The sequence below is a fragment of the Microbulbifer variabilis genome, from assembly GCF_023716485.1.
GTDB lineage: Bacteria > Pseudomonadota > Gammaproteobacteria > Pseudomonadales > Cellvibrionaceae > Microbulbifer > Microbulbifer variabilis_B.
The window spans coordinates 2,060,164-2,086,116 of record NZ_CP092418.1; the positions used below are offsets into that span (position 1 = coordinate 2,060,164).

Annotated in this window: 26 protein-coding genes; 19 read left to right on the plus strand and 7 right to left on the minus strand. The window is 45.0% G+C overall.

Features of this window, described 5'->3' with window-relative positions:
- The first annotated feature begins 84 nt into the window (after nt 1-84).
- From MJO52_RS09235 to MJO52_RS09275, 9 genes are all read left to right on the plus strand, one after another.
- A complete protein-coding gene (locus tag MJO52_RS09235; RefSeq protein WP_252085647.1) occupies nt 85-432 on the plus strand; it encodes a hypothetical protein in 348 nt (115 codons plus the stop codon).
- Nucleotides 433-459: 27 nt separating this feature from the next.
- Nucleotides 460-600, plus strand: a complete 141-nt coding sequence (locus MJO52_RS09240; RefSeq protein ID WP_252085648.1) for a hypothetical protein — start codon at nt 460-462, stop codon at nt 598-600.
- Between the two features lie 561 nt (nt 601-1,161).
- The gene (locus tag MJO52_RS09245) at nt 1,162-1,485 is read left to right on the plus strand and encodes a hypothetical protein (RefSeq protein WP_252085649.1); all 324 of its coding nucleotides are present in this window, start codon (nt 1,162-1,164) and stop codon (nt 1,483-1,485) included.
- A gap of 694 nt (nt 1,486-2,179) precedes the next feature.
- Nucleotides 2,180-2,590 (plus strand): hypothetical protein, encoded by a 411-nt coding sequence (locus tag MJO52_RS09250; RefSeq protein WP_252085650.1) that lies wholly within the window; start codon nt 2,180-2,182, stop codon nt 2,588-2,590.
- A gap of 799 nt (nt 2,591-3,389) precedes the next feature.
- Nucleotides 3,390-3,743 carry a hypothetical protein gene (locus MJO52_RS09255; RefSeq protein WP_252085651.1) on the plus strand — a complete coding sequence of 118 codons (354 nt, stop codon included), beginning with the start codon at nt 3,390-3,392 and terminating at the stop codon, nt 3,741-3,743.
- A gap of 103 nt (nt 3,744-3,846) precedes the next feature.
- On the plus strand, nt 3,847-4,224 hold the full coding sequence (locus MJO52_RS09260; RefSeq protein WP_252085652.1) for a hypothetical protein: 378 nt from the start codon (nt 3,847-3,849) through the stop codon (nt 4,222-4,224).
- A gap of 70 nt (nt 4,225-4,294) precedes the next feature.
- On the plus strand, nt 4,295-4,819 hold the full coding sequence (locus tag MJO52_RS09265) for a GIY-YIG nuclease family protein (RefSeq protein WP_252085653.1): 525 nt from the start codon (nt 4,295-4,297) through the stop codon (nt 4,817-4,819).
- A gap of 336 nt (nt 4,820-5,155) precedes the next feature.
- The gene (locus MJO52_RS09270) at nt 5,156-5,341 is read left to right on the plus strand and encodes a hypothetical protein (protein ID WP_252085654.1); all 186 of its coding nucleotides are present in this window, start codon (nt 5,156-5,158) and stop codon (nt 5,339-5,341) included.
- A 540-nt stretch (nt 5,342-5,881) separates the two neighbouring features.
- Nucleotides 5,882-6,163 (plus strand): hypothetical protein, encoded by a 282-nt coding sequence (locus tag MJO52_RS09275; RefSeq protein ID WP_252085655.1) that lies wholly within the window; start codon nt 5,882-5,884, stop codon nt 6,161-6,163.
- A 212-nt stretch (nt 6,164-6,375) separates the two neighbouring features.
- Here the strand turns inward: MJO52_RS09275 and MJO52_RS09280 are convergent, their stop codons facing one another.
- A complete protein-coding gene (locus MJO52_RS09280) occupies nt 6,376-6,507 on the minus strand; it encodes a carbon storage regulator (protein WP_353505485.1) in 132 nt (43 codons plus the stop codon).
- A gap of 395 nt (nt 6,508-6,902) precedes the next feature.
- Between MJO52_RS09280 and MJO52_RS09285 the strand changes: the two genes are divergently transcribed.
- Complete coding sequence (locus MJO52_RS09285) at nt 6,903-7,559, plus strand: GIY-YIG nuclease family protein (protein ID WP_252085656.1); 657 nt, start codon at nt 6,903-6,905, stop codon at nt 7,557-7,559.
- Between the two features lie 103 nt (nt 7,560-7,662).
- On the opposite strand, the gene MJO52_RS09290 is transcribed toward MJO52_RS09285, so the two are convergent.
- Nucleotides 7,663-7,905 (minus strand): carbon storage regulator, encoded by a 243-nt coding sequence (locus MJO52_RS09290; protein WP_353505476.1) that lies wholly within the window; start codon nt 7,903-7,905, stop codon nt 7,663-7,665.
- A gap of 168 nt (nt 7,906-8,073) precedes the next feature.
- Here MJO52_RS09290 and MJO52_RS09295 point away from each other — a divergent pair, with 168 nt between their 5' ends.
- From MJO52_RS09295 to MJO52_RS21420, 4 genes are all read left to right on the plus strand, one after another.
- On the plus strand, nt 8,074-8,496 hold the full coding sequence (locus MJO52_RS09295) for a hypothetical protein (RefSeq protein ID WP_252085657.1): 423 nt from the start codon (nt 8,074-8,076) through the stop codon (nt 8,494-8,496).
- 212 nt (nt 8,497-8,708) lie between these two features.
- Complete coding sequence (locus MJO52_RS09300; protein WP_252085659.1) at nt 8,709-9,524, plus strand: DUF2971 domain-containing protein; 816 nt, start codon at nt 8,709-8,711, stop codon at nt 9,522-9,524.
- Between the two features lie 384 nt (nt 9,525-9,908).
- Nucleotides 9,909-10,175 (plus strand): hypothetical protein, encoded by a 267-nt coding sequence (locus MJO52_RS09305; RefSeq protein ID WP_252085660.1) that lies wholly within the window; start codon nt 9,909-9,911, stop codon nt 10,173-10,175.
- Between the two features lie 129 nt (nt 10,176-10,304).
- A complete protein-coding gene (locus tag MJO52_RS21420) occupies nt 10,305-10,586 on the plus strand; it encodes an HNH endonuclease (protein WP_353505486.1) in 282 nt (93 codons plus the stop codon).
- Nucleotides 10,587-10,778: 192 nt separating this feature from the next.
- Here MJO52_RS21420 and csrA (MJO52_RS09310) read toward each other — a convergent pair whose 3' ends face one another.
- Nucleotides 10,779-10,967, minus strand: coding sequence for a carbon storage regulator CsrA (gene csrA, locus MJO52_RS09310; protein ID WP_252085661.1), 189 nt, complete (start codon nt 10,965-10,967; stop codon nt 10,779-10,781).
- Between the two features lie 317 nt (nt 10,968-11,284).
- Between csrA (MJO52_RS09310) and MJO52_RS09315 the strand changes: the two genes are divergently transcribed.
- Both MJO52_RS09315 and MJO52_RS09320 read left to right on the plus strand, forming a co-directional pair.
- The gene (locus MJO52_RS09315; RefSeq protein ID WP_252085662.1) at nt 11,285-11,818 is read left to right on the plus strand and encodes a hypothetical protein; all 534 of its coding nucleotides are present in this window, start codon (nt 11,285-11,287) and stop codon (nt 11,816-11,818) included.
- Entirely contained in the window at nt 11,815-11,976 is a 162-nt protein-coding gene (locus tag MJO52_RS09320; protein WP_157954055.1) for a hypothetical protein, read from the plus strand. Before MJO52_RS09315 ends, MJO52_RS09320 begins: the two co-directional genes overlap by 4 nt.
- Before the next feature lie 213 nt (nt 11,977-12,189).
- Here the strand turns inward: MJO52_RS09320 and csrA (MJO52_RS09325) are convergent, their stop codons facing one another.
- Nucleotides 12,190-12,369, minus strand: a complete 180-nt coding sequence (csrA, locus tag MJO52_RS09325) for a carbon storage regulator CsrA (RefSeq protein ID WP_252085663.1) — start codon at nt 12,367-12,369, stop codon at nt 12,190-12,192.
- Nucleotides 12,370-13,085: 716 nt separating this feature from the next.
- Between csrA (MJO52_RS09325) and MJO52_RS09330 the strand changes: the two genes are divergently transcribed.
- The 3 genes from MJO52_RS09330 (at nt 13,086) to MJO52_RS09340 (ending at nt 18,392) form a co-directional block, all read left to right on the plus strand.
- Entirely contained in the window at nt 13,086-14,876 is a 1,791-nt protein-coding gene (locus MJO52_RS09330) for an ABC-three component system protein (protein WP_252085664.1), read from the plus strand.
- 74 nt (nt 14,877-14,950) lie between these two features.
- A complete protein-coding gene (locus tag MJO52_RS09335; RefSeq protein ID WP_252085665.1) occupies nt 14,951-15,448 on the plus strand; it encodes an ABC-three component system middle component 1 in 498 nt (165 codons plus the stop codon).
- Nucleotides 15,435-18,392: an AAA family ATPase gene (locus tag MJO52_RS09340; protein WP_252085666.1), complete on the plus strand. Its 2,958-nt coding sequence runs from the start codon at nt 15,435-15,437 to the stop codon at nt 18,390-18,392. The genes MJO52_RS09335 and MJO52_RS09340 overlap by 14 nt, the downstream gene beginning before the upstream one ends.
- Nucleotides 18,393-18,654: 262 nt before the next feature.
- Here the strand turns inward: MJO52_RS09340 and MJO52_RS09345 are convergent, their stop codons facing one another.
- From MJO52_RS09345 to murI, 3 genes are all read right to left on the minus strand, one after another.
- Nucleotides 18,655-22,113, minus strand: a complete 3,459-nt coding sequence (locus MJO52_RS09345) for a UvrD-helicase domain-containing protein (protein WP_252085667.1) — start codon at nt 22,111-22,113, stop codon at nt 18,655-18,657.
- Nucleotides 22,110-24,809 (minus strand): PD-(D/E)XK nuclease family protein, encoded by a 2,700-nt coding sequence (locus MJO52_RS09350; RefSeq protein WP_252085668.1) that lies wholly within the window; start codon nt 24,807-24,809, stop codon nt 22,110-22,112. The genes MJO52_RS09345 and MJO52_RS09350 overlap by 4 nt, the downstream gene beginning before the upstream one ends.
- A gap of 98 nt (nt 24,810-24,907) precedes the next feature.
- The gene (murI, locus tag MJO52_RS09355; RefSeq protein ID WP_252085669.1) at nt 24,908-25,948 is read right to left on the minus strand and encodes a glutamate racemase; all 1,041 of its coding nucleotides are present in this window, start codon (nt 25,946-25,948) and stop codon (nt 24,908-24,910) included.
- Nucleotides 25,949-25,953: the final 5 nt, after the last annotated feature.

Consider the following 25,953-nt stretch of genomic DNA (forward strand, 5'->3'; position numbering starts at 1 on the left):
AGCTTTCGCTGTGTGTCCAAAAAATTCACGCTTGGGCTTAAGATAGATTGACCTTTATATATGATGTAGATTGTGGAGATTCGTTTGAAACTTAAAGTAGTAACCTCTAAAGCTGACCATAATAATTTTTGTGACTATGTGGTATGTAGTCGTTTGAAATCTCATACATGGATATCGATTCTTAAGATCTTAGTTGTTTGGTTGGCTATCGGTTTAATTTTTATGTCTTGTGTTCAGTTTAAGGCTGGGAAAATTGAGCTGAGTCCGTTCATATTAGTTATGGTAATATCACTTGCGTTTCTTTTTTATGTTGCTCTTAGTAGGTTGTTGGCTGTAAAAATAGGCGAGTGCTTTACACCAAACAAAGATGGAATAATATTAGGCTCTAAAGAGTATGAGATTACTCCAGAGGGTATTAAAGAAACTTGTTAACATGGCCATAGTTTCTATAGTTGGGCAGTGGTTGAGCAGGTAGAGGAAGTTAATGGGGCAGTTTATGTTTTTGTGGATCAAGCATTAGCTTTGATTTTTACAGCTGAATCATTAGAGCAAATTGATTTTAAAGATGATCTTTTAGATACATTGAAAATGCATACATAATACACCCAAGATACATTTAGGCCAGAATGCGGCATCTGGCCTTTTTAAGAAAAATACTATTTCCGGTCTAACAACTTATCATGTGAAAAAGTATAGATTATGAACCGAATAATAGTTTAGGATATCTGTGCCCCTATAAAAGTGTTAGGAATATTTGTTTCTGAATTTTCAGGGGGAGAGAGATACTTGATCCATTTAATTCTGAGGTATGCTTGCTTCCTACTGATGCTTAAGGTGTGAGCGGGAATCCCTGTTGGGGGAGTTTGGTAAGGGTGGTTTGCGGGTGGGGAACGATCGCCGTGGGCAGAATACCGAAGTGTGGTTGCCAGTCATCCTGAGTCGGTGCTTAACTATAGCTTTTTGAAGTTACATCTTTTTATATAGTTTCTGTACCAATTTTCTAGCCTGGCTACTGTTACACTGCTAGGTAGTCTATGTACTGGGTGTCCAGAGTTTGTTTCCTTGATATTGTCTCGCGAATGTCAATGTTTCACAGGAGGAAGTATGACCTCTAGACTCTTCGCCACTCTGTGAGAGTTATATATTTAATTGAGATAGATCGTGAAAAAAGTTCTTAAAGGTTTGTTAATGTCAACGGCACTGGTCACCACGGGCTTTTTCCTGGGTTGGTGGGCAAATTCTCCAAGTTATGACCTGCTCTGTTCCAACCCCTCCGTTTATGTTTTGAGTCAGGATGTCACGGCTCAAGGTATTAGCATAGCAGCCGGCACGGAGGTCGATCTTCGCTCATGTGAGTATGCAAACAGGTTTACGGTCAGTTTGTATGAGGAAAAGGGCTCTAGAGAAGAGTTGTTTCAATTTAAAAATAGCGCTCCAAATATAGGTAACCACGGTGCCAGCCAATATCCTATTGAAGAGCATTAGTAAATGTATAATCAGGCAGAGCTTTATATACCTTTTGCACGATCGCTACGCTCCTATCTTCATACGAAAAATCCACAAAGCAAGCTCCGACTGATGTCTACATAAGTACCATTCTCAAAACTTGATACATCCCTATCTGATAGAGGATGGTCTCGAAAAAGATAGGGGTATTGTAGGCTCCTTCCTTGAAGAATCTGATCTCGATACCTTCCATTGCCTATTTTTCGATACGCACGTGGATCTCTTTACGATGGGCTGAAAGTGATTTGGGGGCGTGGATGCCTGCTTTTCACTTCCAGTACAGTAGCTAGTACATTTGTTCCGTTTTAAAGGCTTTCGCAGGTTCGGTGCTTTATGGTCAACCTATTTGATTCCAGCTAATACGCAAGCCGAGAATGGGCGTTCCTCGGTTGGGGAGTTTAGTAATTGGTTCTTTGGGAACCGGAGTGGCCGTGGTGGTACAGAATAGGGTATGGTGGGCTCTATTCTTCCCAAGTTGGTATTTCTCTATAACTTATTGAATTTACATAATTTTTTTAGTTTTAATATTAATGCCCTGTCTGGTTTCTGCTGTCAAGCTCGCGATTTTATTTTATGGGTGCCAAGGATGAAGCTATTAGTTAGGTTTCATTTTCACATAAGATGCATATAGAATTTATTGGCATCGCCATGGATACTAAGTGTAAGAACAGTTATGAGCAGCTATACAAAAAAACAAGTATTATTTTATATAACTTTAGCCGGAAGTTTATCTTCCATTATTACGTATTTTTCACCTAGCGTTTACGACAAGTATATATCGCAAGGAGATAATAGTCCTGTAGTTAAGTCAGAAGGTGGATCTGTAAGTATAACTTATGATCAGAAAGCAAATTTAATTGATTCTATTAGATCATCTAAGCCGGAAATTTCTCTCTCTCAATTTAAGATGTTAAGAAAAGGGATGACTTACAAAGAAGTGGAGCGTATTTTAGGTCAAAAAAGCGATGTATATTACAATGGTCAATTCTCTGAAATGCACGGTTGGGGGAGTGAGACATTTCTTTACATAACGACAACATATGAAAATGGTAGATTGATTGCGATGTCCCAAAGTGGATTGTGAATGTTGAATACGTGATCAATTATTTTAATTTAATTTTTAGGACTTTAGCTCCCTATAAAGTTACTTCTTATTCCCCGGCTATTGTTGAATACTTGACTTCAAAAAGGTGTGAAGGACTTTGTTAGGTAGCACTTTTAGATAGATGGGAGCATGAAAATTATATGTTGAGGCTCAAGGTGAGCCTCTGTTCTTTGATAGTCCCTTCGTAGCGGCTTTCATTGACTATTTTTCATCCCGATTTGTGTGTATATAAATCTCTTCACGATATATGGAAAGAATCTGGGGTGTGGACGTCAATCTTTACTTAATTACCATTCACTTTCAGTACTGTGATTGAAACAATGGCCCAATTCTGGGCTTTCACTGGTTTGGTGATTCATGGTTAATCTGTATGCTTCTTGCTGATATTCAAGCAGTGGGTGGGTATTCCTTGATGGGGGAGTTTGGTAAGTAATGCTTTCCAGGTCGGGAGCGACCTTGGAGGATTAGATTGGGAGGTATGGACACTAGCCCTATAACTTTTTGAACTTACACCGTATTTGTAGCTTCAATGGATACCACTTACGCTTGTACTTGTTAGCTGAATAATTTCCAGTAAAGCGATTCATGCACTTATTTATATTTTTTCGTTGCATTCTAATCAAGAAACTTAGCCTTCCATTGAGTAACTAATATTCCCTTTGGTGTAAATCTTCAGTTAATAGCCTCGGTAGTTTATATTTTTACCGTAGTCATAGCTATAGGATGAAAGATCTATTTACGTTACTCTAGAACGTGATAAGAAGAACTGGAGACAAGTATGTCAAATAGATTGCAGCTTCCCATTATAGAGATCCTTAAAGATGGAAAATACTATAGGCTGGATTGGGATGATCATAATTCAGAGGCTGATAGGGTTTTATACGAAAAAAAGGATTCATTAGAAGGTTATATTGAAGGATATTTTGATGCATTAGAAAATAATAAAGGACGGATTGTTTGCCTTGCTAGTAATACTGGGACGATCAAAAAGCTTACAAAAGAAAATGCAGAAAAGCTGAAAAGTATGCTTGAAAGAATCCTCTACCCTATTGTGACAGCTAGATATAAAAAAATTCAATATCTTGAGAACCTTCCTGAAGTAAAGGTTCAGAGAAAACGGGAAGGTTCCTAATAAAAGATTGAAGCTTATACCTGCTTTTTTAGAAGGCTGGTTGGCATACGTCTTTATACCATCAGTCTTATACTCATGATATCAAGCATGATAAGAGGCCCACATGAAAAAATTACTTTTAGATAAAGATCTTTCTAAGGATTTACTTCAGAGTATTGGCTATTACATGTTATTGGCGGGAATTGCTAGGTTTTGCATTCCTTCTGTTAAAGCAGCGACTTTTTTTCCTAAGTTAGGATTTGTAATTTTTTTTATTGGATTGTCATGGTTTATCAGTGTATATATTTTCATTCATGTGGTGCATCCAATTGTGAAAATTTATCATCCAGAATTTTCATTGCCTGAAGTAGATCTAGAGAACGAGCGTAAAATAGCCTGGAGAGAAATTGTCTATACAAGGTCATTTATATTAATGATGGTTTTGTATTTAACAACACTATATCTAGGTTTCGTGATTGTTGGCTGGGCGCTCCCTAAGTAATTACTTGAAATTTTTAGTTAGAAGTTAATGGCATTTTTGATTGATATAGTATGCTTTTGAGGGTATATGTATGATTAGTGAAGAATATTCTGTTTACTGGATAAGATTGCATAATCATAAAGATATTTATAAGCAAGGATATATTGGCGTAACTAATAATATTGAGCGTCGTTGGAATCAACATAAAAGCCAAATTTTAGAAACTGACAAGAAAGTTAACAAGCGTCCCCTATATCGTGCTTTTCGTAAGCTTGGTTTGGAATGTTTCGATTTTAGTGTAGTGGAGGGAGGGTTAGATAAGTGGACTGCGCACAACCTCGAGTTTTGTTTACGACCACATAAAAATATTGGTTATAACTTTGCGCAAGGGGGGAACTTGTATGGTAGTCCACTTCTATGTAGCACTTTGTCATCAATCGTAGCTGACCCCAAAAGTAGACAGAAAGTGTTATCAGGCTTCAAGGAGGCAATTATATATTACAGTAAGACGGAGAAAGAGCATAACAATAGAATGTATCTGACAATTAAAAATGTGCTTCCGTTTCAGAATGGTCCGTTTTATCTTTCGAGCAATTTCAGCCTTAAACTAAAATAATACAATGCTTATTTTGATTGATTTTTGACCGCGCTACAGAAATACGACAGCAAAAAAAGTAGTATTTAGCCATGATTATCAATCTACATGATATATCGATGATAGTGATGTCTCAACGAAGATAAATCCAGTTTGTAAGTTAGTTTTGCGGATATAGTACTTGTAGCAGAGAATGTTTATATCCTTCCAAATAAAATCGAGTCCTTAAAGGTGGCACTAGAAAACGATGCATGAAAACATTGGAAAATTGGCCAGTACCATTACAGAGCAAGGTGCCGGGATGATGCTATCACGCAACTGGCTCTAATTCAGGGGCATTATCATGAAAGAGTCTCATTGATTGAAGATTTTGAATTTTCTCGTAGGGAGGTCAACCCCAAGGATTACCCTTTTCAAGTTGAGCTACCAAGTGCAATTTTTGAATGGCTCATTTACCTCAATTCTAAATTTGGGAATCCAGAATTAGAAAAAGTTATTGTTCAGCGTATTTTGAGTACGAACTTTTTTGAAGAAGAGCTATAACAAGTGTTTATAGCAGACGAAAAGAGCTATGTGGATACGATAGTATCTCCTAGTAAAGAGTTCTTCTTCCGAAGATTTTCACTGTGAGTATTTAGCGAGTTTCTCAGGTGTCTCATTTCTTGGAGAATCTATCCTCAGCTCCTCCATCGCCTAATTTTTGTTCATTTTTGGTGCGCACATAGATCTCTCCTAGATGGGCGTGGATGGCTATCTTTACTTGATTATTTTTAGTTACTATGATTGTAGCATTCATACCAACTTATAGTTTTTTTAGCGCAGTGCTTTTGGAGCAACCTATTTGCTTCCAGCTGATACTCAAGTCGTGGGAGAGCATTCCATGATGGGGAGGCTTGGTAGGTGAAATAAGTATTACGAAGCCAACGAGATCTTAGGGCCAGCCTTGATAACATGGAAATAAACATTTCGTAAAGCCGGCTGATAAACTACTGTCAGCTTCAGGTTGCTATTTTATTTGGTGGATGACCTTAATCGCACAGTGTAATATTTACAATTACTTTTAGAATAGGATGCCAAGCAAGCATGAAAAAAATAATAATTTCATTTGCGCTAATGATCGTACTGACCGGATGTGCTGGAACCAAATTTGAATTCCAGAAAGCGAGGCAGGTTAAGGTTGGTATGACGGAGGCTCAGTTGACTGAGATGATGGGTTCCCCTTACTCGGTTACTGCACGAGGTGAGGACCAAATTTGGGTGTGGGTTGAAGTAAATCCAATTACCATGGCGAGCAAGTCTGTTTCTTTTATTCTTCGCGATGGTAAGGTTCGGGAAGTTCCAAAAATTCCTGAATCATTTCAGTAAGTTGTGACGTGCATCCAGTAGCTATAAAAATTATTTCTGATCATGGTTGCAAGCGCATTGATGACCGCTTTAGAGTCTGCTCGCCATAATAAGTATACGGCTCTCTCGGGAGCTTCGATCATCTACGAGCGTTAATTTATAAGAAAGTATAGAAAATAAATAGCTAAATAACAGAGGCTTGGTGTTATTCCCCTTCCGTGGAGAACTTTCCCTCAACGCCTGCCATTGCTTACTTTTTGTTCTCTCTCGATGCGGACATAGATCCCTCCTCGATGGATGGGGAGGGATTTGGGGGCATGGATACCTATCTTTACTTGGCTACCTTTCACTTTCAGTGCTGTGATTTAGACACTTGTCCCGATTCTCAGGCTTTCTCCGGTTAAGTGCTTTATGGTCAACGTGCCTGCTTCGCGCTCATTTTGGGTATTCTTTGGTGGGGGAGTTTGCTAAGTAATACTTTGCGGGTGGGGAATGATCGTAGTGGTGCAGGATAGGGAAAGGTTGGGGTAGTCTTCCTGAGTTGGTATTTCACTAGAACTTGTTGAGTTTAAATGATTTCCATAGATTCAATGCTAATTTTATCATCTGGCTTCTGCTGTCCTGTTCACCATTCTAGAAAGCGGGCGTCCAGAACTATAAGCTTTTATTAGATATCCAGAATTACTAAGAATGAAGCTTTGCAAATCCAGAAAAAGGTGATATATAGATGCCGATCATTAATAACTGTTAAGGTTCGCATATGAGATTCCGTGACGGTGTTAGAAATCTTCTCTCAGCACATCCCGATGGCCTAACTCCTCAGGAAATCCGAGATCTAATAAAAGAAAATTATCCAATATTGTATGGTACGGAATCTCATAGGAAAAATGTCGAAAAGGGACATTTTAAAGATTTGGATCATGCAGTTTTAGCGCAAATATATGTAGTTCAAAAAAATGCTAGTGATATGTACTCAGATCGATCACAGAAACCTATGAAAGTGTTCTTGATTGGTGCTAATGCTATAGATTCGGCTGAGACTGATGGAACGGAAGATACTATTTCTACAGAGGTTTTAGAAAATTTAGAACGGGGAATCGGAACTCTTTATATACTTGGAACAAACCTTTATACCGAGAATAGAAAAGAGATTGTGAAAATTGGCATAACGACAGGCTCGGTAGAGAATCGTATTAATCAGTTATACAACACTAGTGTTCCATATCGGTTTCGAGTTATTCAAGAAATCGAAACTACTAACTATAGTGAGCTTGAACAGGCTATGCACAAGATTTTCGATCCTTACCGCATAAATAGATCACGTGAATTTTTTACAGAAGAATGTTTAGAGTTTGTATCTCCATTAATTGATATACATATGAAGATAGCAAGTGTAAAGGAAGTCGAATCGCTGTAAGCGAATTGCTCTATTTAGCTGCTTAAAGTAGTTTACGTAGATTACCCTATGAAGCCAAGGGGTTTACTGGACCACTATACCTCCTCCTTTGAATATTTTATTCTCAACGCTTCCCGCTGCCTACTTCTCGCTCTCTTTTGATGCGTACATAGATCTCTTCTCGGGGAGCAGAGAGGTACTTGGGGGCGTGGATACCTATCTTTACTTGATTGCCTTTCGCTATCAGCATCATGACTGAAACATTGGTTCCAATTCCTAGTGTTTTTCCAACTCGGTGCTTTAGGGGCAATATGTTGTTTCCTGCTGATATTAAAGCTGTAGATGATACTATTTGGTTGGGAAGCATGGTAAGTGATTATTGGAGGAAGAGTGGGGTGTGGCGTTGGGTGATGGGCTCAGAATAGGAAATGGGAGGGCGAGGCTTCCGGAGGTTGACGAGGTTTCGTAATAAAGTAGTTTACTTAACAGGTGCGTGATTATAGCATTATATAAAAGCGATATATAAGGATAAACTGTGAGCCTGGAAGTAATTGTCATATCTTTTATAGTTTCGTTTTTCGCTGGAATAGCGGGTATCAAATATATTCGTTTTAGGGAAGATCAGATCCGAAAGAAGATTGAAGAGATAGACTCTCATCAAGAGTTTGTCGAGAAGTTGAGCAAAGGGAATACTAAGCTACTGAGAAGTTCACTTACGCTAATTTTTATTTGTTTCTTTCTTCTTTTTATTGTCGTCGCACTTCTGTTAATGATTCATTTTTTCAATCCACCTTTGTTACTTCGGAGCATAATTTACGGCCTCTGTCTTGGTGGGCTTGGTACTGGAGCAGGCGTTTGTTTTTACTTTGCAAGAGCCATTATCCAGAGTAATGACCTGCGAAGTACTAAAGCTAAGTTGCATGAAAAACGAGAAAAGCTTGAGAGTAAAATTACATAGTAAGTGTGTGTTGTCTGAATTGATTTTTTAGCTAGTAACCTTACATTGTATGATTCACTACTAAAAATAGAGGCCATGTGGTTTGGGTTGGAGTATTGGTGTCAGAGGCTACATACTTGCATAACTTTTCTCCAACAGAATCACTCCTATGCTAAGGCCTTCATCGTTACATGACGACTCTTAGCTTCCCGTTAGGCTCATGAGAAATAGCTTTGATTTTATATAAATACATGTCCTTTCAAGCAGCTCAAGCAGTAGTGGATAGCTTGTCGATAGGGTTCTCTTGCTTAGAGGATTTGAATGATCCTTTCGAGTGCACGTCATTCGGATTCGCTAATGATGATAAGTCTGGCACAACTGCTAGTTTGGCAACAACTGCATGCAAGAATAGATTTTCAAGAAACTACGGGATATTGTCATTAACTAGACAGCCGCTAAACCCTTTGATGTGGTCGCACTACGGGGATGAGCACCAAGGCGTTGTTGTTGGAATAGATATAGACAAGGCTGGATTGTCAAATATTGATACGTGCATAATCCCTAGTCAGTATGGAGAGGTAATTTACTCTGCTACCAAACCACATAGTAATTTACCTATCCCTAGTTATGATCAGCTCATGAATATTGGTAATGCAATAGAATTTGACGCCGATTCCTATAATCTTTTAAAAAGAGCGTTTTTATACAAATCTACTGAATGGAGCTATGAAGAAGAGGTGCGGGTTGTGAAGCAAATTTCACATTTACCATTCGGATACTATCACTCAACAGGTCGTTATGGAGAGTGGAGTAAGATTAGTGTTTCCGGGCGTCCATTATATTGTCTAGATATACCAGAAGGGGCAATTAAGGAAATCTACTTAGGTCGCCACATTTATAAAAATGTGTCAAAGAAGGAGGCGCTTAGCCTCAAGGGCCTGAAAGATGTTTTACAAGCTTGGGGAGCAATGGATATCCAATTATTTTCATGTGAGCCAGATATTAATTCCTGGGGCTTAAAAGCACAAAGGTCTATACATCAATGCTAACAAAGCCATTGTAATGCGAGGTTAAATGGTATCTGTCTTTAGCTGTAGTATAGGGGCGATATTGATACTCCCTACCTTCTGATAAGGATTGATCCCTACAGTAATGGAGGCTCGATACGTAATCTCTCTCCGTAGAGAATTTGTTCTCAATCTCTTCTACAGTCTGCTTCTTGTTCTTTTTTGATACGCACGTAGATCTCTTTTCGGTTGATAGGAAGAGATATAGGGCGTGGATGCCTAGCTTACTTTCCTATATTGCTATTGATAAAAACTGATAAGATGCTCGAGTCATTACGATTGATAACATACGGGCTTCACGGTGCGCCTATGCTATCGCTTAGGCGACCCTTTGGAAGGGGTTGCACTCTACATATAGGATTTACATTGAGCGAAAACTGGACAGATGAAGAATTAAAAGCAGCAGTAGAAGCTTATCTTGACATGCATGCCAAAGAGGCTAATGGAATATCTTTTGTAAAGAGGGACATCTACGCTGATCTATCTAGTCGATTTGGTAGAACAGAAAAGTCATATGAATATCGAATGCAGAACATTTCTTATGTCTTCTCGATTATGGGGCGGGATTGGATTTCAGGTTTAAAACCTGCAAAGAATGTCGGATCGAATACAGCTTCAACAATTGAGCGCTAAATTTCAGAAGTTGAAGAGCAAAAATTTCCAAAAGTTGCAGAGTTTGAAAGTCAGGTTCTAGCCTATAAGTCGAAGAATTCGTTAGTTAAACCAGAGGGAATTAAGGAGCCAAACAAAACATATTCCGAAATTACGAGTTATGTTAGGGACCCAAAGGTAAAGGCATGGGTTTTAAAAGAGGCTTCTGGTCAATGTGAATGTTGCGGATCTGATGCTCCTTTCATTACTACTGAAGGGGAGCCGTTTCTTGAGGTCCATCATCTGCGTCGATTAGCTGACAATGGCTCAGACACTATAACTAATGCGGTGGCACTATGCCCGAACTGTCATAGAGAGTTCCACTATGGCATAAATAAGAAAGTGTTAGTTGCAAAGATGTATGAAAGCGTTGACAGGCTCCGGCGTGAATAGAAATATAGCAATTTGGCTAAACTCTTTCTGGTAGCTTCGGAGTCTCTGTTGGATTGCCTCTTCGTGATCTGAGCTTGCCGTTTAGTCAGCGTTAGTACGATAATCATGGATTAATATGTCGTAGTTTTGGCAGGGCGCAGCCTCTAAAGAAAGTAGAGTTCAGGTTGATCTCCTTCCATGGAGAAGCTTTCCTCAACGCCTTCCATTGCCTAGTTTTTGTTCATTTTTTATACGCATATAGATCTCTTCACGATGGGCGGGAAGGGATTTGGGGGCGCGGATGCCTATCTTTACTTGATTTCCCTTCACTTCCAACACTGTGATCGAGACATTCGTACCAATTCTTAGGTTCTCGCCTGTTCGGCGCTTTAGGGTCAACATGTTTTCTCCTACCGATACTCAAGATGTGGGTGGGTATTCCTTGGTGGGGAAGCTTGGTAAGTGATGCTTGGTGAAAGAGTAGAGTAGAGTAGAGTAGAGTAGAGTAGAGTAGAGTAGAGTGGAGCGCGGGGGCGGTGGGTGCAGAATAGGAAAAGGCGGGCGCTAGGCTCAAATGGTCATTCGCGTTATCATTACCCATCCATATCAGGCTTTCACTTATTAATGTCCATGATTGGTCGGACCGCAATGAACCGGGAAAATACTGCCTTCAGTGAGGGCTAAAGGCGGATCTCAACAGGCAGATTCAAGGAGAAGAAATGCAACCGTCACATAAGGAAACGTTAGAACGGTATGATGTATTTCGAACGCAAGCAAGAGATATAGCAAAAGAAAGCCTGCCCGGAAACCTGAAGGGCGTTCTAAATGTTGAAGGTATAGATCACAAAACCTTAAATGCTTTCCAGGCTTGGAAGGATACCGCTGAACGAAAGGTTTCATGGGATTGGGAATTTTCCCGGAGCTATAAGATTTTCTATCCGAAGTCATTCGATATGTCAGTTTGGTTAGGAAATACTTTATGTTCAATGTCCCTTGGTCGCCCTACATTCAAGGGCACCGAAATGCGTTTAGATTTTATAGAGAGAGCCCCTAAGAATTGTCCATACGCCGGTGAAATGTTCAGTATTTCTCTATTGGCGTATGAAATTTATGGGGATCTAATTGGTGCAAAGAAAATTCGCATCATGGAGCCTATGAATGACAAGCTCATAAAGTACTATATGTCTCATGGTGGGTTTAAATTGGTTGGTTCAAAGAAAGGCAATCCACATTATCTGGTAAGAGACTTATGAACGATAAAGAAAGATACGAACAGGCAAAAAAGAAAGCCGAAGAGAGGGCAAAAGAGTTGTTCAAGCCACTTCCTGAAGATATTAAGGAAGAGCTTGAAAAAGATAGCACTTTGGGCTCACCGGAAAACCTAATAGATCGTAGTGATGAAGAAGAATAGGTTGAAAAATGACCTCAGTCTTCTGCGAGCTAGTTATACTGCTTGTTCGATCCAATTTGTGTTGACTTTTACCTTTCTGTGGAGAGATGTCTTTTTGTAGTTGTGAAGAGGGCTGTATAAGTTCACTGCCCTATACCTCGAAGATAACTAGCTATTAATAGCGTCTTTATTGAGGTGGAGCCTCCTTCCTTGGAGAGCCATTCTTCAACACCTTCAATTGCCTACTTTGTGTTCTCTTTTAATACGCACATAGATCTCTTCACGATGGACGGGGAGGGATTTAGGGGCGCGGATACCTATCTTTACTTGATTTCCCTTCACTTCTAACACTGTGATCGAGACATTCATTCCAATTCTGAGGTTTTCGCCTGTTCGGCGCTTTAGGATCAACATGTTTGTTTCCTAGCGATACTCAAGCTGTGAGTGGGCATTCCTTTGTGGGGAAGCTTGATAAGTGATGCTTGATGGAAGAGTGGGGTGGGGCGCGGGGGCGGTGGGCGCAGAATAGGAAAAGGCGGGCGCTAGGCTCCCAGAGCTTGGGGAATCGCTCCAAGCTGCTGATTGTGCTCCACTTTATTGAAGACGAGCGGGTTTCTAGCGTAGTATGCATACAGCCATCTTGATAGTGTCCTTATCAATTTGGTTAGCTGGCCCCTGGTGTTGCAGCACCTTGGGTCAGCGCCTTTTCTCTATTCTTACTTCACGTTTCGGCTCTCTTATTGATAGTGTGGATGCTTCAGAAATTTTGGGATCTTTGCTAGAGGACAGCGACCGTAGAAATTTGCTTGATCGCAACCCGCCATACCGATTGATATCTATCAATTCTACTCAGCTGTGACACTGAATAAAACTTAATATATTCCAATAAGAAAATTTACGCGCCTATATTTCTCTAAGATTTTGTGCCGAAAAGCTGGTTTCCTTGAATGCTCATTGTGCTCCTGTATTTGGTGCTGGTTAACGCTTTAGTCGATAGGGTTGGCGGGTTATACTTTAATTGGTCGGTATCTAGGATTGCTCCCGTTGCAATGCACAGTTTTTGTTATTGAAATCAATGTGCAGGACATCTCAGTTCTGTCTTTAGTGAGAATAAATAGTTGGATGGTTAAATGTCTGGATGGATACAAAAAGATATTGGCGGGAATTGGACTGTTAATGGTCATATTGAAGCTTGCATCCTTAAGTTACAGTGCCCTAGTAAGGATGAGTTTTCCAATGATAAGAGTAGAACAGAAAATATTGAAATTGTTAAAGATTTGCTCAAGCCTGGTTGTGCTGGTCAAGGAGTACTTTCTGAAGAGGTGGCAGGTCACCCTGCGATTGTTTTAGCTCCAGAACTGGCTTTTGGTTCTCCGGACTTCAGCGTTATAGATGATCTGATAAAAAAATATGAATGCAACTTAATTTTTATTTGCGGTTTTGGATTTAGTTCAGGATCTTCCTTAATCGACATTGAAATGAATGAAGGTGTTGAGGGTATTTGGGATTCGAAGCCTTTAAATGATAAGAAATATAATGGGGGGTGGGTCTGGGTAAAAAGTGGGGATAGTGTAAAGAGCTATATTTTCTTAAAAAATTTTTTCGAGCAATCCACTGAAATTTCAGTCCCAAAGTTAAAGCAGGGTAATAATATTTTAAGGCTGGAAGGTAATGATGTCGTAATTTTTCCGCTAATTTGTGCTGATCTTATTTGCACTGAAGAAGGAAGTCCAAGGGAAAGAGTAATTAGCTCCATAAAAGGTCCTGGAGTTTCAAATAAAAGGCTTTTGATTACTGGATCATTACTAAACGAAAAGTCATCTAGCGGGCACTGGAAAGCAGCAATAGGCGACTTTCTAGAAAAAATTAAGGCATCCGATGCTGATGGTCGCCTGATGCTGAGTAATTGCATGAACCGTACCCCTGTTATAGATGAAGAAGATGATAAATGGCGTTGTTTATCTGGTGTTTTTCAACACAGGCAGGGGGGCAAGCGGCCTAAAAATGCGCTCCCTAACTTGAGATATGTCGATGATACAAAATTTTGTGGCTTGGTTGTAAGAAATACTATACCTGGCGCAGCCTTAGGGAAACTCAAGTGGACAAATACTTCTTCTGAAGGGCTCCATGTATTTTCAGAATGTGAGCAATATATATGGCGTAACCAAAAACTTGAGGCTAGTGATGGGCTGTATGAAGCCGATGAACTGTATAGATTTCTGGAGAGAATTAAAGGGAAAATGCTTCAAGATTATGAAGGCGTGAATGATAAAAATAGGGAAGCTACAAATGCTCAAATTAATGAACTGAGGGATGCGCTATATCCTCAATCCAGCTCTAGTACCAGAAAGATTGCTAGTGAAATTTTTCAAAAGTGTTTAATGGGTACACTTAAATCCCCTTTTTATTGTCCTGATGATGTTTATAAAGATGCAGATAATCTAGCGAGTGCCATTCCTGTTATTAAGTTGCTTCAAATGGCAATAGATGCATCTCTTCTGCCTGTCTTGCCTCATGAGTTGAGAGTGGAATATGGACATTTGTTATCTAAAGACAGAGGGCATGAATTTCTTATTTGGGATTCTAGGCAGCACTCTGCTGGTCAGTTGTATAATAAAGTTAAGGAGGAGGTTGTAAAAGAGGGTGGGAGCGCTCGTCCATTGACAATTATTTGTCGCGGAAAAAATATAGGATCTTTGCCGGAAGACGGCAGAATTAGGAGTGATAGACTTTCGGATATATCGAGTGCCGCATTTTCAAAAACTCAAGTAGAAATTACTCAAGAGGATAAGGATATTTGTGAAGTAAGCGATAGAGTAGTTTATTGGAAAAATCAGGGAAAAATTGACGACATATTGTTCTCTGCTGAGACGACTGCACAACTCAAAGAAAAGCTCGAAGAAGAGGTAGCGTTACCATAATGATGATAAATCAAGATGCTGTATTTCTAGATGTGCACAAGCTTCTTTCTGAGTCCGGCTTTCAAGATTGGCCCATGTCAGATCTAAATAAGGGTGTGTTTGTTATGCATAATAAATACGCTCTGGCTGCTTGCTGTATCCTTCCCGATTCTGTAAATAACATTGAAGTCTCTCTTCAGTCTATGAAAGAGGATATGCATAACTTCGTTAGAAGTATCTTATCAAGTCTAGAAAGTCAGAGAGGACTTATTGTTGATGGTTATCTTTTAATAATTCTGAGCAAGGAGCCGAATAGTGATATACGGGAAGTAATCCAAGAACTAGAGCAAGATACTAAGGTATGCAGAAAGCATGTATTGTGGCCATCATCTGATGGTTCTGGTTTAGAGCGAGCACAATACGTAACTGTTCTTTCATTGCCTAAGCCCCTAAGTAGTGTATCTCAACCAATGTCATCATTCTCATTAAGCACAAATGCAGAGAAATTGCTCCTTGAGTATAAAAAACAGGGAAATCTCGATCGACTGATGGATTCAATTAAAAATGGAGTACTAAGAGATGCTGATAGATAAGCTACAGATTCAAAAATTTAGGGGCATTTCTGAAAAAATCTCGCTAGATTTATCCGCTCCATTGACAGTTATATATGCTCCTAATGGAACCGGGAAAACGAGTATTTGTGATGCTCTAGAGTGGCTTTTATGCGGTCATATAAAGCGTTTAAGCTCATTGGAGCTTCATGACATAAGATGCCGGTTTGGCGATGAGCAACTCGAGACGTTTGCTGAGGCGATTGTACCATATAATCAGCAGTCGCTGGTTTGGAGGAGGGTTTTAGAAGATTCAGCAAGCCAGCTCTATAAAAAGGATGATCCACTAAATTACAAGAAAATTTCAGATCAAGATTTGCTTAGTCAAATCGTAAGAACCCTTCCTCCTGGGAGCAATCCTAGTCGTGCAAAAATTGATTGGCTACGTTCAACACGATTCCTAGAAAGTGAATCTCTTAGTTTATTGATTGATAGCGATGACGATTCTAATGATACACGGAAACTAATTTTTTCAAATCTTTTTGGGGTATCTGAGTATCAAAAGTCTGAAAGCAATTTAGATAGGGTGCTAAGGAAGCTTCCTGCTGAAAGTACTTTAGAACGTGAGATAAGTAGATTAGAAGGGAAAATTGATGAGTATAGGAGGTTGATTGATAATTATGCCTCTATAAAAAATGATTTCTATTACAAACATGCTCGGAGTTTACTTGAGGCCGTTGCGAGTTCTTTAGATGTCAAGGAGATTATTTTAAATGCCCATGATATATATGATTTGCATGACGAGCTTGAAGTTTCACTTACCGAATCCCAAAGCAAGGTTGCTCAAGAATATTCAGAGGTAGAGTATTTCCAAAAGGAGCTAGGTATTTATGAGGAAAGTTTTTCAAAAATACAAGGGGCTGAAAAACGAGTTCAATTTAAGAGAGATGAGCTTGATGGATATACAAGTAAGGCTTCACAGATTAGAGCTAGGATAAAGGAATTTGAATCAAGCTGTAGAAAAGATGATCAGCTGATAGGCCAGGCTTCTGAATCTATAAGCCAATTGGGCGATGATTTAAAATTGTTTCATGTGTTATTTGAAGTGTTTGGAAAATCAGAAATCAATTTACTGAGGGAAGAGGGTGGGTTAGAAAAGCTCTTTTATTTGACGAGTTCTGCTGATAGAAAGCATAAACAGTTAGAAGATACTCATAATCGTATTTTAAAGTGTTTGAGCGAATATCCTTCGTGGTTTGAAAGGAAGACAGAAATATATGATTTAGAAGTTGAGATGCAGGACTTACAAAAACGTCTCTTCAAGGAGGGTGAAAGACAGAAGTTATCTAATGAATTTGCGCAGGTAAGGAAAAAATTAGAATTGTTAAGGGGTTCTAGAGAGCAAGCGCTGAGCGAACTAGGACTGATGCTTTCATTAGGTAAGGAATATATTGAGGAACATGCTAATATTCGAGAGTGCCCCCTATGCGAACATGAATATAAAAGTAACTCAGACCTTAAATTACGTATTGAAAGAAAATTTTTGATGCTCTCGGAGCGCTCTCAAGCTGAATCTCAGCTAGCGGTTGAATTAGAAATTGTAAGTAGAAAGCTTCAGCTTGAAAACGACTACCTAAAAAAATATAGAGATTTGTCAGAAAAGAAGGATCGAATTTTAGAGGGGTGCAATGAATTGGAGCCTGTTTTTTTGGGCTTGGGAGTTAGTCGAGAAGCTTTAGCTGATCAAGAAAACGCTTTAAGAGAGTTAGAAAAGCTTCGGGATTCCAGTAAGACAGCGATTCGGCACTCAAAAATAGAGATTGAGGTACTTGATAAGGCATATAAAGCTGGCAAAGATTTATCGGACATATTGTTGCGTGTTGAATCTTTGCTTTCTCAATGGTCAGCAGTAACTGCTAATAGGGCTTTCTCGTTGTCTATTGAGGGGCTGGATAAGTCAATAGAAGCTTTTATTCAGTTGCTTAATGATGTTGTGGGGTCGAGGAAAAAGGCTAGAGAAATTAATAAGCGGGAGCTTAGCATACTATCCGTTGAACTTAGTAAAATAGAAGGGTGTAGAGAAAAAGCTGAAAGCGAGCTTTCAACCTTAAAGTTGCAGCATGATGAGATTCACCGATCTCAAGCTAATTTTTCCCAGCGGTGGAATGTTCTATGCAGGGAAAAAGTTGTTAGTAGAAAATCAATTGATGTCATTGCTTCTGAGGTTGAGGAGAAGGAAAGGGTCACGCTAGAAGCTAATGCTTTACTTGTAAAGGTGAAAGATTGCTTCGAAAAAATTGCTGAACAAAATAAGAAAGATAAAGAGGTGATAATTTTCAGGAAGGAATTGAATGAAGCAGAAAAAGCGCGTTCGGAATTGATTAACCAAAAAGTTGCTAGATCAATAGTTGAAAATGAGATATCTGATATTCAAGCCGAGGTGAAGGACTTTGTTTCCAGAGAAATTAAGCCGCTATCTGAAACAATCAGTTCATTGTATCTGCGTGCTCAAGGAAACAGATTTATCGACTCTATTTCTGCAGCGCCAACTGAAGATGGGTTCCTAAAGTGGATTGCGAAATTTGATGGTCAGGATAATGCTTTTGATAAGATGCAAGCTTTAAGTCAGGGGCAGCGGCAAGATCTTGCCTTGTCAATCTTTTTAGCCAGAGCTAGAAGCTTGGGAGGTACATTCGTTTTAGATGAGCCTTTAGCTCATTTAGATGACCTTAATAAGGTCGCACTGATTGATACTTTAAGAGTTATTGTTTCCGAAGCTAATTCCATTAATAATCTGCGCCTTGTTTTGACTACAGCTAGTAAAAATTTACTAAGACACTTAAGAGAAAAATTTAGTTTGGTCGAAAGTGGCGATGGAGCGCCAGCCCTACGGATCTATAAAATGATGGGTAATCCTAAACTAGGTTTAGATCTTGAGGAGCCAGAATTAGTTTTCTCCCCAAATAAGTTGGTGGTGTCTGGCTAGGCTAGTTGTCAATAACCATAACTATGCAAGCAGCTCGGGGTAATCTCAAGTGTTTCATAAGACTTCGGTATTTGGCGAATATGCCGCTTCAGCTTATCGCTAGGCGGCATGGTTAAATAGATTGAAGGCAGTGGCTTTTGCTACAAGTATTGTTTTATGTCTTTATTCTATAATCTCAGGGTTAGGATAAGGGAGGCTGATCAGCTTCAATCTGTTACATTTTCTTTACAGTGCAAATTTAAGCATCGCCATTAAGTCCCCCCTAATCCAACTCCACCAACCTCCGCATCAACGGAAAATACAGCGCACACCGAATATTCCGCTCCCCCCGCGCATAAAAGAGCTTGCGGTAATTCTCTAACTGATTCCGATACTGCTCCAGCTGAGCCACAATAAACTCTTCCTGGCTTTCTTCACCACCGGGCTCAGCCGTTTTGTAATCGACAATCCAGCGGGTACCTTCGTAATCGATAAATGTGCGGTCCACAATGGAGCGCCGTAACTGTCGGCCGCCGCTGTGGAGTTCCAGTTCGCAGGCGGATTCTCTTAGTGAGCCATCCAATAGCCAACGGCCGGTGGGGCAGTTGAGGCTGTTGCGTACGGCGATCTCCACTTTCTCGGCGGCGCGGTCCAGGCTGGTGGCGGATAGCCCTAATTGTTTCAGGCGCAGTTGCCATAGGGGGCGTTGGGCTTCCAGTTTGCTGGGTGTCCAGTCGTTGATATTGGTCTCGGCAATGGTGGCGAGGGTTTCGTGGGCTACGGTGCCGGCGTGTTTTAACCAGCGCAGGGCTACCTGGCCCAGTTCGGGAATATTGTCTTCTTCCTCAGTTTTGGGTTGGTAGTCAGGCATGCGGTATTGGGCCAGCCATTCCTGCCGGGGCATGGCTTGGGGTTGCCATTGGTTGGGTAGGCGCAGTAAGTAGTCGTGATCTCTGCTGGCTTCTTCCTGGTTGAGCAGGGGTTCTTCCGCTTCCAGCCAGTGGCACCAGTCGCTTTCCTGATGGTGCAAAACACTGGGCCAGATGCCGGCGAGTAGGGCGGCGCTACCGGGGGCTTTTAGGTGGCCCTTTTTTTCATCCCGGTTGATGCAGGCCAAAAGATGCAGAGAGCGGATGGCGCGGGTGCAGCCTACATACAGCAGGCGCGTGCCTTCCAGACGTTCGCGTTCGCTGTTGTCGTGCTTAAGGTATTCAAAAACCGGGTCACGGCCGCCGCGCGCATTTTTGGGGGCGAGCAGGAAGCGGCTTTCGCCTTCGCGGCTGAGCCACTCGCTCCAGCGCAGCAGTTGGTCGCTGCCGGGTTTGCCGCCTTGGTCCAGGCCTGGGATCAGTACGTGTTCGAACTCCAGCCCTTTGGATTTGTGAATGGTCATCACCTGCACTTTGGCATCTTGGGCGGGGCGGGCGTAGAGCTGTTCCAGGGCCAGGGTGAACTGTTGCCAGTCGGTAATGGCTCCGCCGGCATCGAAGGCTTCTAATAATTGCAGAAAATCCTGCACATTATTCAGATCAGATTTTTGCGCTACGGTGGCGGGGCCGCCCAGTTCCAGCCAGAGGCCTTCAATCCAGGTGCGCAGGGGTTTGCGGCCGCGCTGTTGCCAGGCGTGCAGCAGTTTGGGGGCCACTTGGGCAAGCCGCGTGCGCCCTTCATCGCTGAGCAGGGCGATATCGTCCACTTCCTGCAAGGCCATTAATAATGGGCGCGCGCTGGTGTCGGTTACGGTGATATCCCCATTGCCCCAGTTGGCTAGGGTGTAAAGGTCTGGCAGTTGCAGTCCGCACCAGGGGGCGCGGAGTACGGCCAGCCAGCTGATTCGGTCGCTGGGGTCGAGCAGGGCGCGGGTGAGGCTGAGTAAATCCAACACCACCATTTTACTGGCGAGCGGCGCCAGCTCTGGGGCCTGGAAGGCGATATTGGCGGCGCTTAGGGCCGGCAGAATTTTTTGCAGGTGTTTTTTCTTGCGCACTAGAATGGCGATGCGGCTCTCTGGATCTTGCGCTTGTAATTGCTGCACTAGTTCAACCGCTTGGGTGGCTTCGCGGTTGCGGTCTTCGTCATCGATGCAGCCGTAAAAATTGACCGAGGGCTCGGCCCATTTGCAGCCTTTAAACGCTTCGGATTGCAGATAGCGCACGGCGCCGCGACCGATATTGTCCGCTTGCGGGAAGGCCCTTTGGAAAGTCTCGTTAACCCAGTTCACCACCGCACTTTCGGAGCGGAAATTTACCTGGAGGTCGAGGGCTTCCAGGGGCACTTCACCGATACCGCGTTCGCGCGCATCCAGGAAAATACCCACGTTGGCATTGCGGAAGCCGTAACAGGATTGCATGCCGTCGCCGACAATAAATAAGGTGCGGCCGTCTCCCTGCTGCCAGCCGGCAGTGAGTTTTTCCAGTAGTTGTAGCTGGGTGTGGGAGGTGTCTTGGAACTCGTCCACCAGAATATGCTGGGTTTGCAGGTCCAGTTTCAGGGCCAGGTCTGTGGGGTTATCGCTATCGCCCAGGGCGATCAGTGCGGCCTGGGCCACTTCGGTATAGTCGGTGGCGCCAAGCTGTTGGAAGACCAGCTTTAATTCTGCGACTAACTTGGGCAGTACCTGGGCGAGCCCTTGCAGCAGTTGCCATTGGCTCTGTTGCAGTCCGCTGGGGAGCTTGCCCACTTCCCGCAGTGCGGAGAGCAGCGGTTCGTTGCTGGCCAGTTCTGCCAGCAGATCTTTCATGCGCTGTTTGTATTCTTCGGCGATGGGGCGCTCGGGATCTTTTTTATCCGGCAGGCCAAAGCCGAGTTTTTTATTGATGCCGCCGCCTTTGCGCAGATCACCGGTGGTGGTGAGGAGCAGGCTGCCGAGGGAGAGCCAGGCGGGCAAGCCGCTGCTATCTGTGCTTGGGAAATCGTCCAGTTCGGCGAAGAGGCACAGGCCGTGGCTGGGGTTTTCCTTTTGTAAATTGCTGCCGGCATAACTGGCCAGCTCCAGCAGTTCCCCGGCATAACTGCCGAGGGCTGTGGTGAGGTCTTGCAGCTTTTCCGCTACCAGTTCATCGATGACAAAATGGAAATAGTCCTGGGCGCCGTCGAAGTTAACGCTCAAAAGTGGGCCGAGCCATTGCTCGCGTTTGTCCAACAAAATACGCAGTAGCTTATTGAGCTGGCTCAGGTCGTTGTCCAGGTGGAGCAGTAGTTGCTGTAGGTCTGCGTCTGGGGTTTCGCCATCGAGGTGTTTGAGCAGGTTCACCACGGCTAACTCGAAGGCAATTTGGGTGCGCTCCAGGGGTTCGCCCGGTGCGCCCAGGCCGCTTTCGATCGGCAGTTGGCTGGCGAGGCTGCGGCAGAGGCCGTCGATGGTTTGAATACGCAGGCGCTGGGGAGTTTGCAGCAGTTCCCATTCCAGTTCGCGATCCCGCTCCAGCAGGGCGCGGGCTAAATCCCAGGTGATGGCATCGTGGGGGTTATCTGGCCTGGCTTGGTCGCGGGCGCTGTGCAGGGCGTCGATCAGGCGCTCGCGCATTTCACCGGCGGCTTTGCGGGTGAAGGTAATGGCCAGCACTTCTTCCGGTTGCTGGCAGGCGGCGAGCAACTTTAATACGCGCTGGGTGAGCAGGCCGGTTTTACCGGAGCCCGCTGGGGCAGACACGGCAAAGCTGCGACTGATATCCAGGGCTTGGCTGCGGGCGTCGGCATCGATGGGGCGGCGCAGGGCGGGAGTGGTCACGACTTCGTTCATTCGGTTATTTGCTCCCTTTCCGGCCAGCGGTTTAGGGGCCAGAGTTCACTGTTGTTGTCGGAGGGGCGATCAAAGGCGAGGGTGGCAACACCACTGCGATATTCGGTGGCGAGGGATTCCAGGCTGTAGCGCCAGTGCTCCACCAGGTTGCTCCAGGTGCCGTAGGGGGATTCTTTTTCGGTATCGCCCACGGCTTTAATGCCGGTAATGGGGTGCTCCAGGTCTCCGCAGCCATTCCATTTGCAGTCGCCGTTGCGTACTTGGCCGAAGGCGATGGCGTGGGCGTCCGGTTGGAACAGGGCGTAGAGCGGCAGCTGGGGTTCGCGGATGCGCTGGGTAAGCCAGTCGCGAATACTGGGAATTCCGGTTTTGTAATCGATCACCAGTTGCTCGCCGCTGGCGAGTTGGTCCAGTCGGTCCAGGCGCAGGTTAAAGTGCAGCCCGCCGATTTCCACGGCTTGTTCCCATTCCACTTTTTCTACGGAGAAATTGGGCCTGTCCAGTTCCACGGACAGCCATTGTTGCAGCAGGCGCTCCAGGCGCTGCTTTTCCATGGCCCAAAATCCGATCGGCAGGTGATTGTATTTTTTGCGCACACTGCCGAGGGAGCGCTCCACCGAGCGCTCAATTTGCGCTTGGCGTTGCTCGTCGTCCATGGCTTGCAGTTGTGCGAGGGTGCCGCACTGTTGCCAGAATTCCGCCAGCACCTGGTGCACCACATTACCGCGCTCGGCAGGGCCGAGGCCGATATCCGGTTGGGTAAAACTGCTGGCACCGAGGCGAAAGCGCAATTGTGCATTTAACGGGGACAGGGCCTGGGCCTTGAGTACCGAGGCACCGCCGCGCACTTGTTCGCATTCGGCGGGGGTGAGTGGCGGTAGCTTATTGTCTTCGATTTTTTCCAGCTGGCAGGCTTGCGCCAGTTGGCTGTAGTGATTGTGCAGGGCGCCTTCGGCAAAGTGCTGGGCTTGTTGCGGGCTTTCAAACAAGCTGCTCAGCCCCTGCTGCACACCGTCTTCTTCACAGGTGTAACTCACGACGATATCGCCGCTGGCATTCTGCAGGTCGGCGGTGAGTTCGCGGGCCAGTTCCAATTCCCGCTCGGCGCTGGCGCGGGGCATCTTCCAGTGTTTTTGCCATTGAATCGGCAACAGCGGATTGGGTACCGGTGCCGGTGGCCATTGCTGTTGGCCGAAGCCGACCAGGCGCAGGTGATCGAAGGCGAGGCCGCCGGCTTCCAGTACCCCGAGAATTTGTAAGGGGCCATCGCGGGTTTCCGCTTGGAAGGGGGTGCGGCTGGCAATCTGACGCAGCAATTGCAGGGCCTGGGTGAGGGTGAGGTTGCCACCACAGGCGCTGAGTGCGGCGAACTCTTCCAGGATGGACTCCCATTGCATCAGCTGCTGGTATTCCTGGCTGTCCGGGTTGCGGCTGCCGGGCCAATTTAATGCGGTAAGTGTTTCGGAAAAGCGCGCGGCCCAAATTTCTGCGGGGGCTCGCTGCCAGCGCCGGGCGCGTTCGGCCATTTGTTCCAGCTGGCGGGGCAGTTGCGGCGATTCCAAGTGGAGGACTTCTGCGGTGCGCTCGGCCCAGTAGCGCAGGGTTGCGCCGTCGATACGGCGAAGTTCCAGTTTTTGTAGGCGGCGGAACAGGGCGCTGCGCAGCCAGGTTTCACTGTCGTCACCCCAGAAGGGGCTGAACAGGATATTTTGCAATTGAGGGTAATCCCATTCGTCTTGCAGCAGCGATAGCAATTGTAAGGCGGCGCTGCCGACCGGTGTCTGTGCCAGTGGCGTGCCGGCGGAGAAGTTAAACGGGAGTGTGTAGTGCGGTTGCTGCGGGTCCAGGTATTGGGGTTCGAGCACGCGGGAAAATACCGCTTCCACCTGGGCGCGGCACTGGCCCAGATTATTAACCACTATGCCAACGCTGTGGCCGGGGTTTTCGGCGAGCTTTTGTCCGGCCCAAAGAGCTGCTTGGTAGAGTTCTTCATCCAAATCGGCACAGGCGGCTACGGATAATTCACTCTGCTGGGTAAGTCCCGGCCTTTCATTGACGGTTGTTGCACCTGCGTGAATCAGGGCATTGGCGAGGGGCGAAATCTGGGCAAAGCCGGCGGTATCAATTTGCGCGACGGGTTCCAGAATGCCTTCCTGGAATGCGCGCAGGATCAATTGATCGCGCTGGTCTGGGGTGATGGCGCTGTGGGCCTGAAGCTCAGTGGCAAAGGCCTTGATCATGGCGCACAGCGGCAGTTCGTCGCTGCGCATAGAGAGTGCGAACTGCTCCAGTAAGGGAGTTAGCGCTTCATCTATTTGCGAGAGATCGGAAATCAGCTGCCATTGGAGCAGCTGCGCCAGGGCGCTATCGGCATCCCGGCACAACTGCTGGCTGTTGAGCAGTTGACGATCCAGGGATTCATCCAAGGCGCGCTGCCAGAGCAATTGCCGTTGCTCACGATTCAATACCTGCTGCAAGGCGGGCTGCCAGTTGCGCTGTTGCAGCTGGAACCAGAGCTTGTCCAGCCAGCTGCGCAGGGACTCCACCGGCGGCGGCATCCAGCAGGCACCGGGCGACTGCTGCGCGGCAAACACCTGTTGGCAGCGGTTGCGCAGACGGTTGTTGGGGGTGAGCAGCAGTCCTCCGGGAGGCAGCTGCGCAAATATTTCGAGAGCGGGAAATGCCGGCTTCAGCATGAATTCGGGTACCGGTTAGGGCTTGTTATTCGGGGAACGGTCGCGGTTTGTGACGGAGCTGTCAACCTTGACGAGCAGTTGTCACTATTTCGATGATCCTAGAGGTTGGATTCGAGGGGTTCGGCAACTGGGGCGAACTCGCGGAAGGCCCTCTCTATATTGCCGGTTAGGTCAACCGTGCTGGTGATCAGGCGGCCAGTGTTTGGAGCATCCGGCAGCATCAACTCAAGCTCATCCAGCCACCAGCGTACGCGCCGGGCGATGGCTTCGCCGGAATCCAGCCATTGGATTGAGCGGGGGGCGAACTGGTCCAGTTCTTCCCGCAGCAGGGGAAAGTGGGTGCAGGCCAATACGGCGATATCCACTTGGTTGCCGCCGGCGGTGTGGAATACGCGGTGTAATACCGGCTCCAAATCCTCTGCGGTGATAGCTTCGCCGCGCAGTTTGCTTTCCGCCAGATGCACCAACTCCGGTGCGGGCACATTAATTACCCGGTTGCCGTTGGCAAATTGCTCGATAAGCTCTCGTGTGTAGCGGCGATTGACGGTGCCTTCGGTGGCAATCAGGGCAATAGTGCGGGAACGGCTGGCGGCAGCGGCGGGTTTCACCGCGGGCACAACGCCCACTACGGGTTTCTTCAGGGATTCGCGCAGTTGGGGCAAGGCCAGGGTGCTGGCAGTATTGCAGCCCACCACTAAAATATCGGCCCCGCAGTGTTCCATCATTGCCTGGGCCTGCTGGACGATGCGGGGGCGCAGCTCCTCTTCGCTTTTATTGCCGTAGGGGTAAAAGCCGTTGTCCACACCCAGGTGCAAGGTCAGGCCCGGCATCAGGCGGCGGATTTCCCGCGCAATGCTGACGGCGCCCACGCCGGAATCAAAGATCAGGGCGCTGGGGGCAGGGCTATCTGGGTGGGCGCTGTGTTTGTGCATGCGTTCTGGAGTACCAACATCGAAACCAATCCTCAAAGAATACCCTAAAACCCTTTGTAAGTTACTGCTGCGCCACGCATCCTCGGTAGGCTTCATTGGGGTTAAGAGTACTTTCCCTGGCCAAGCTGTTAGAATGGCCGCCTCGCCCACGGCTAGTAGTGGGTATGTCGATTGCGGGCGCTTGGTCTGAGCAGAAGCCTGCTTCACACTTC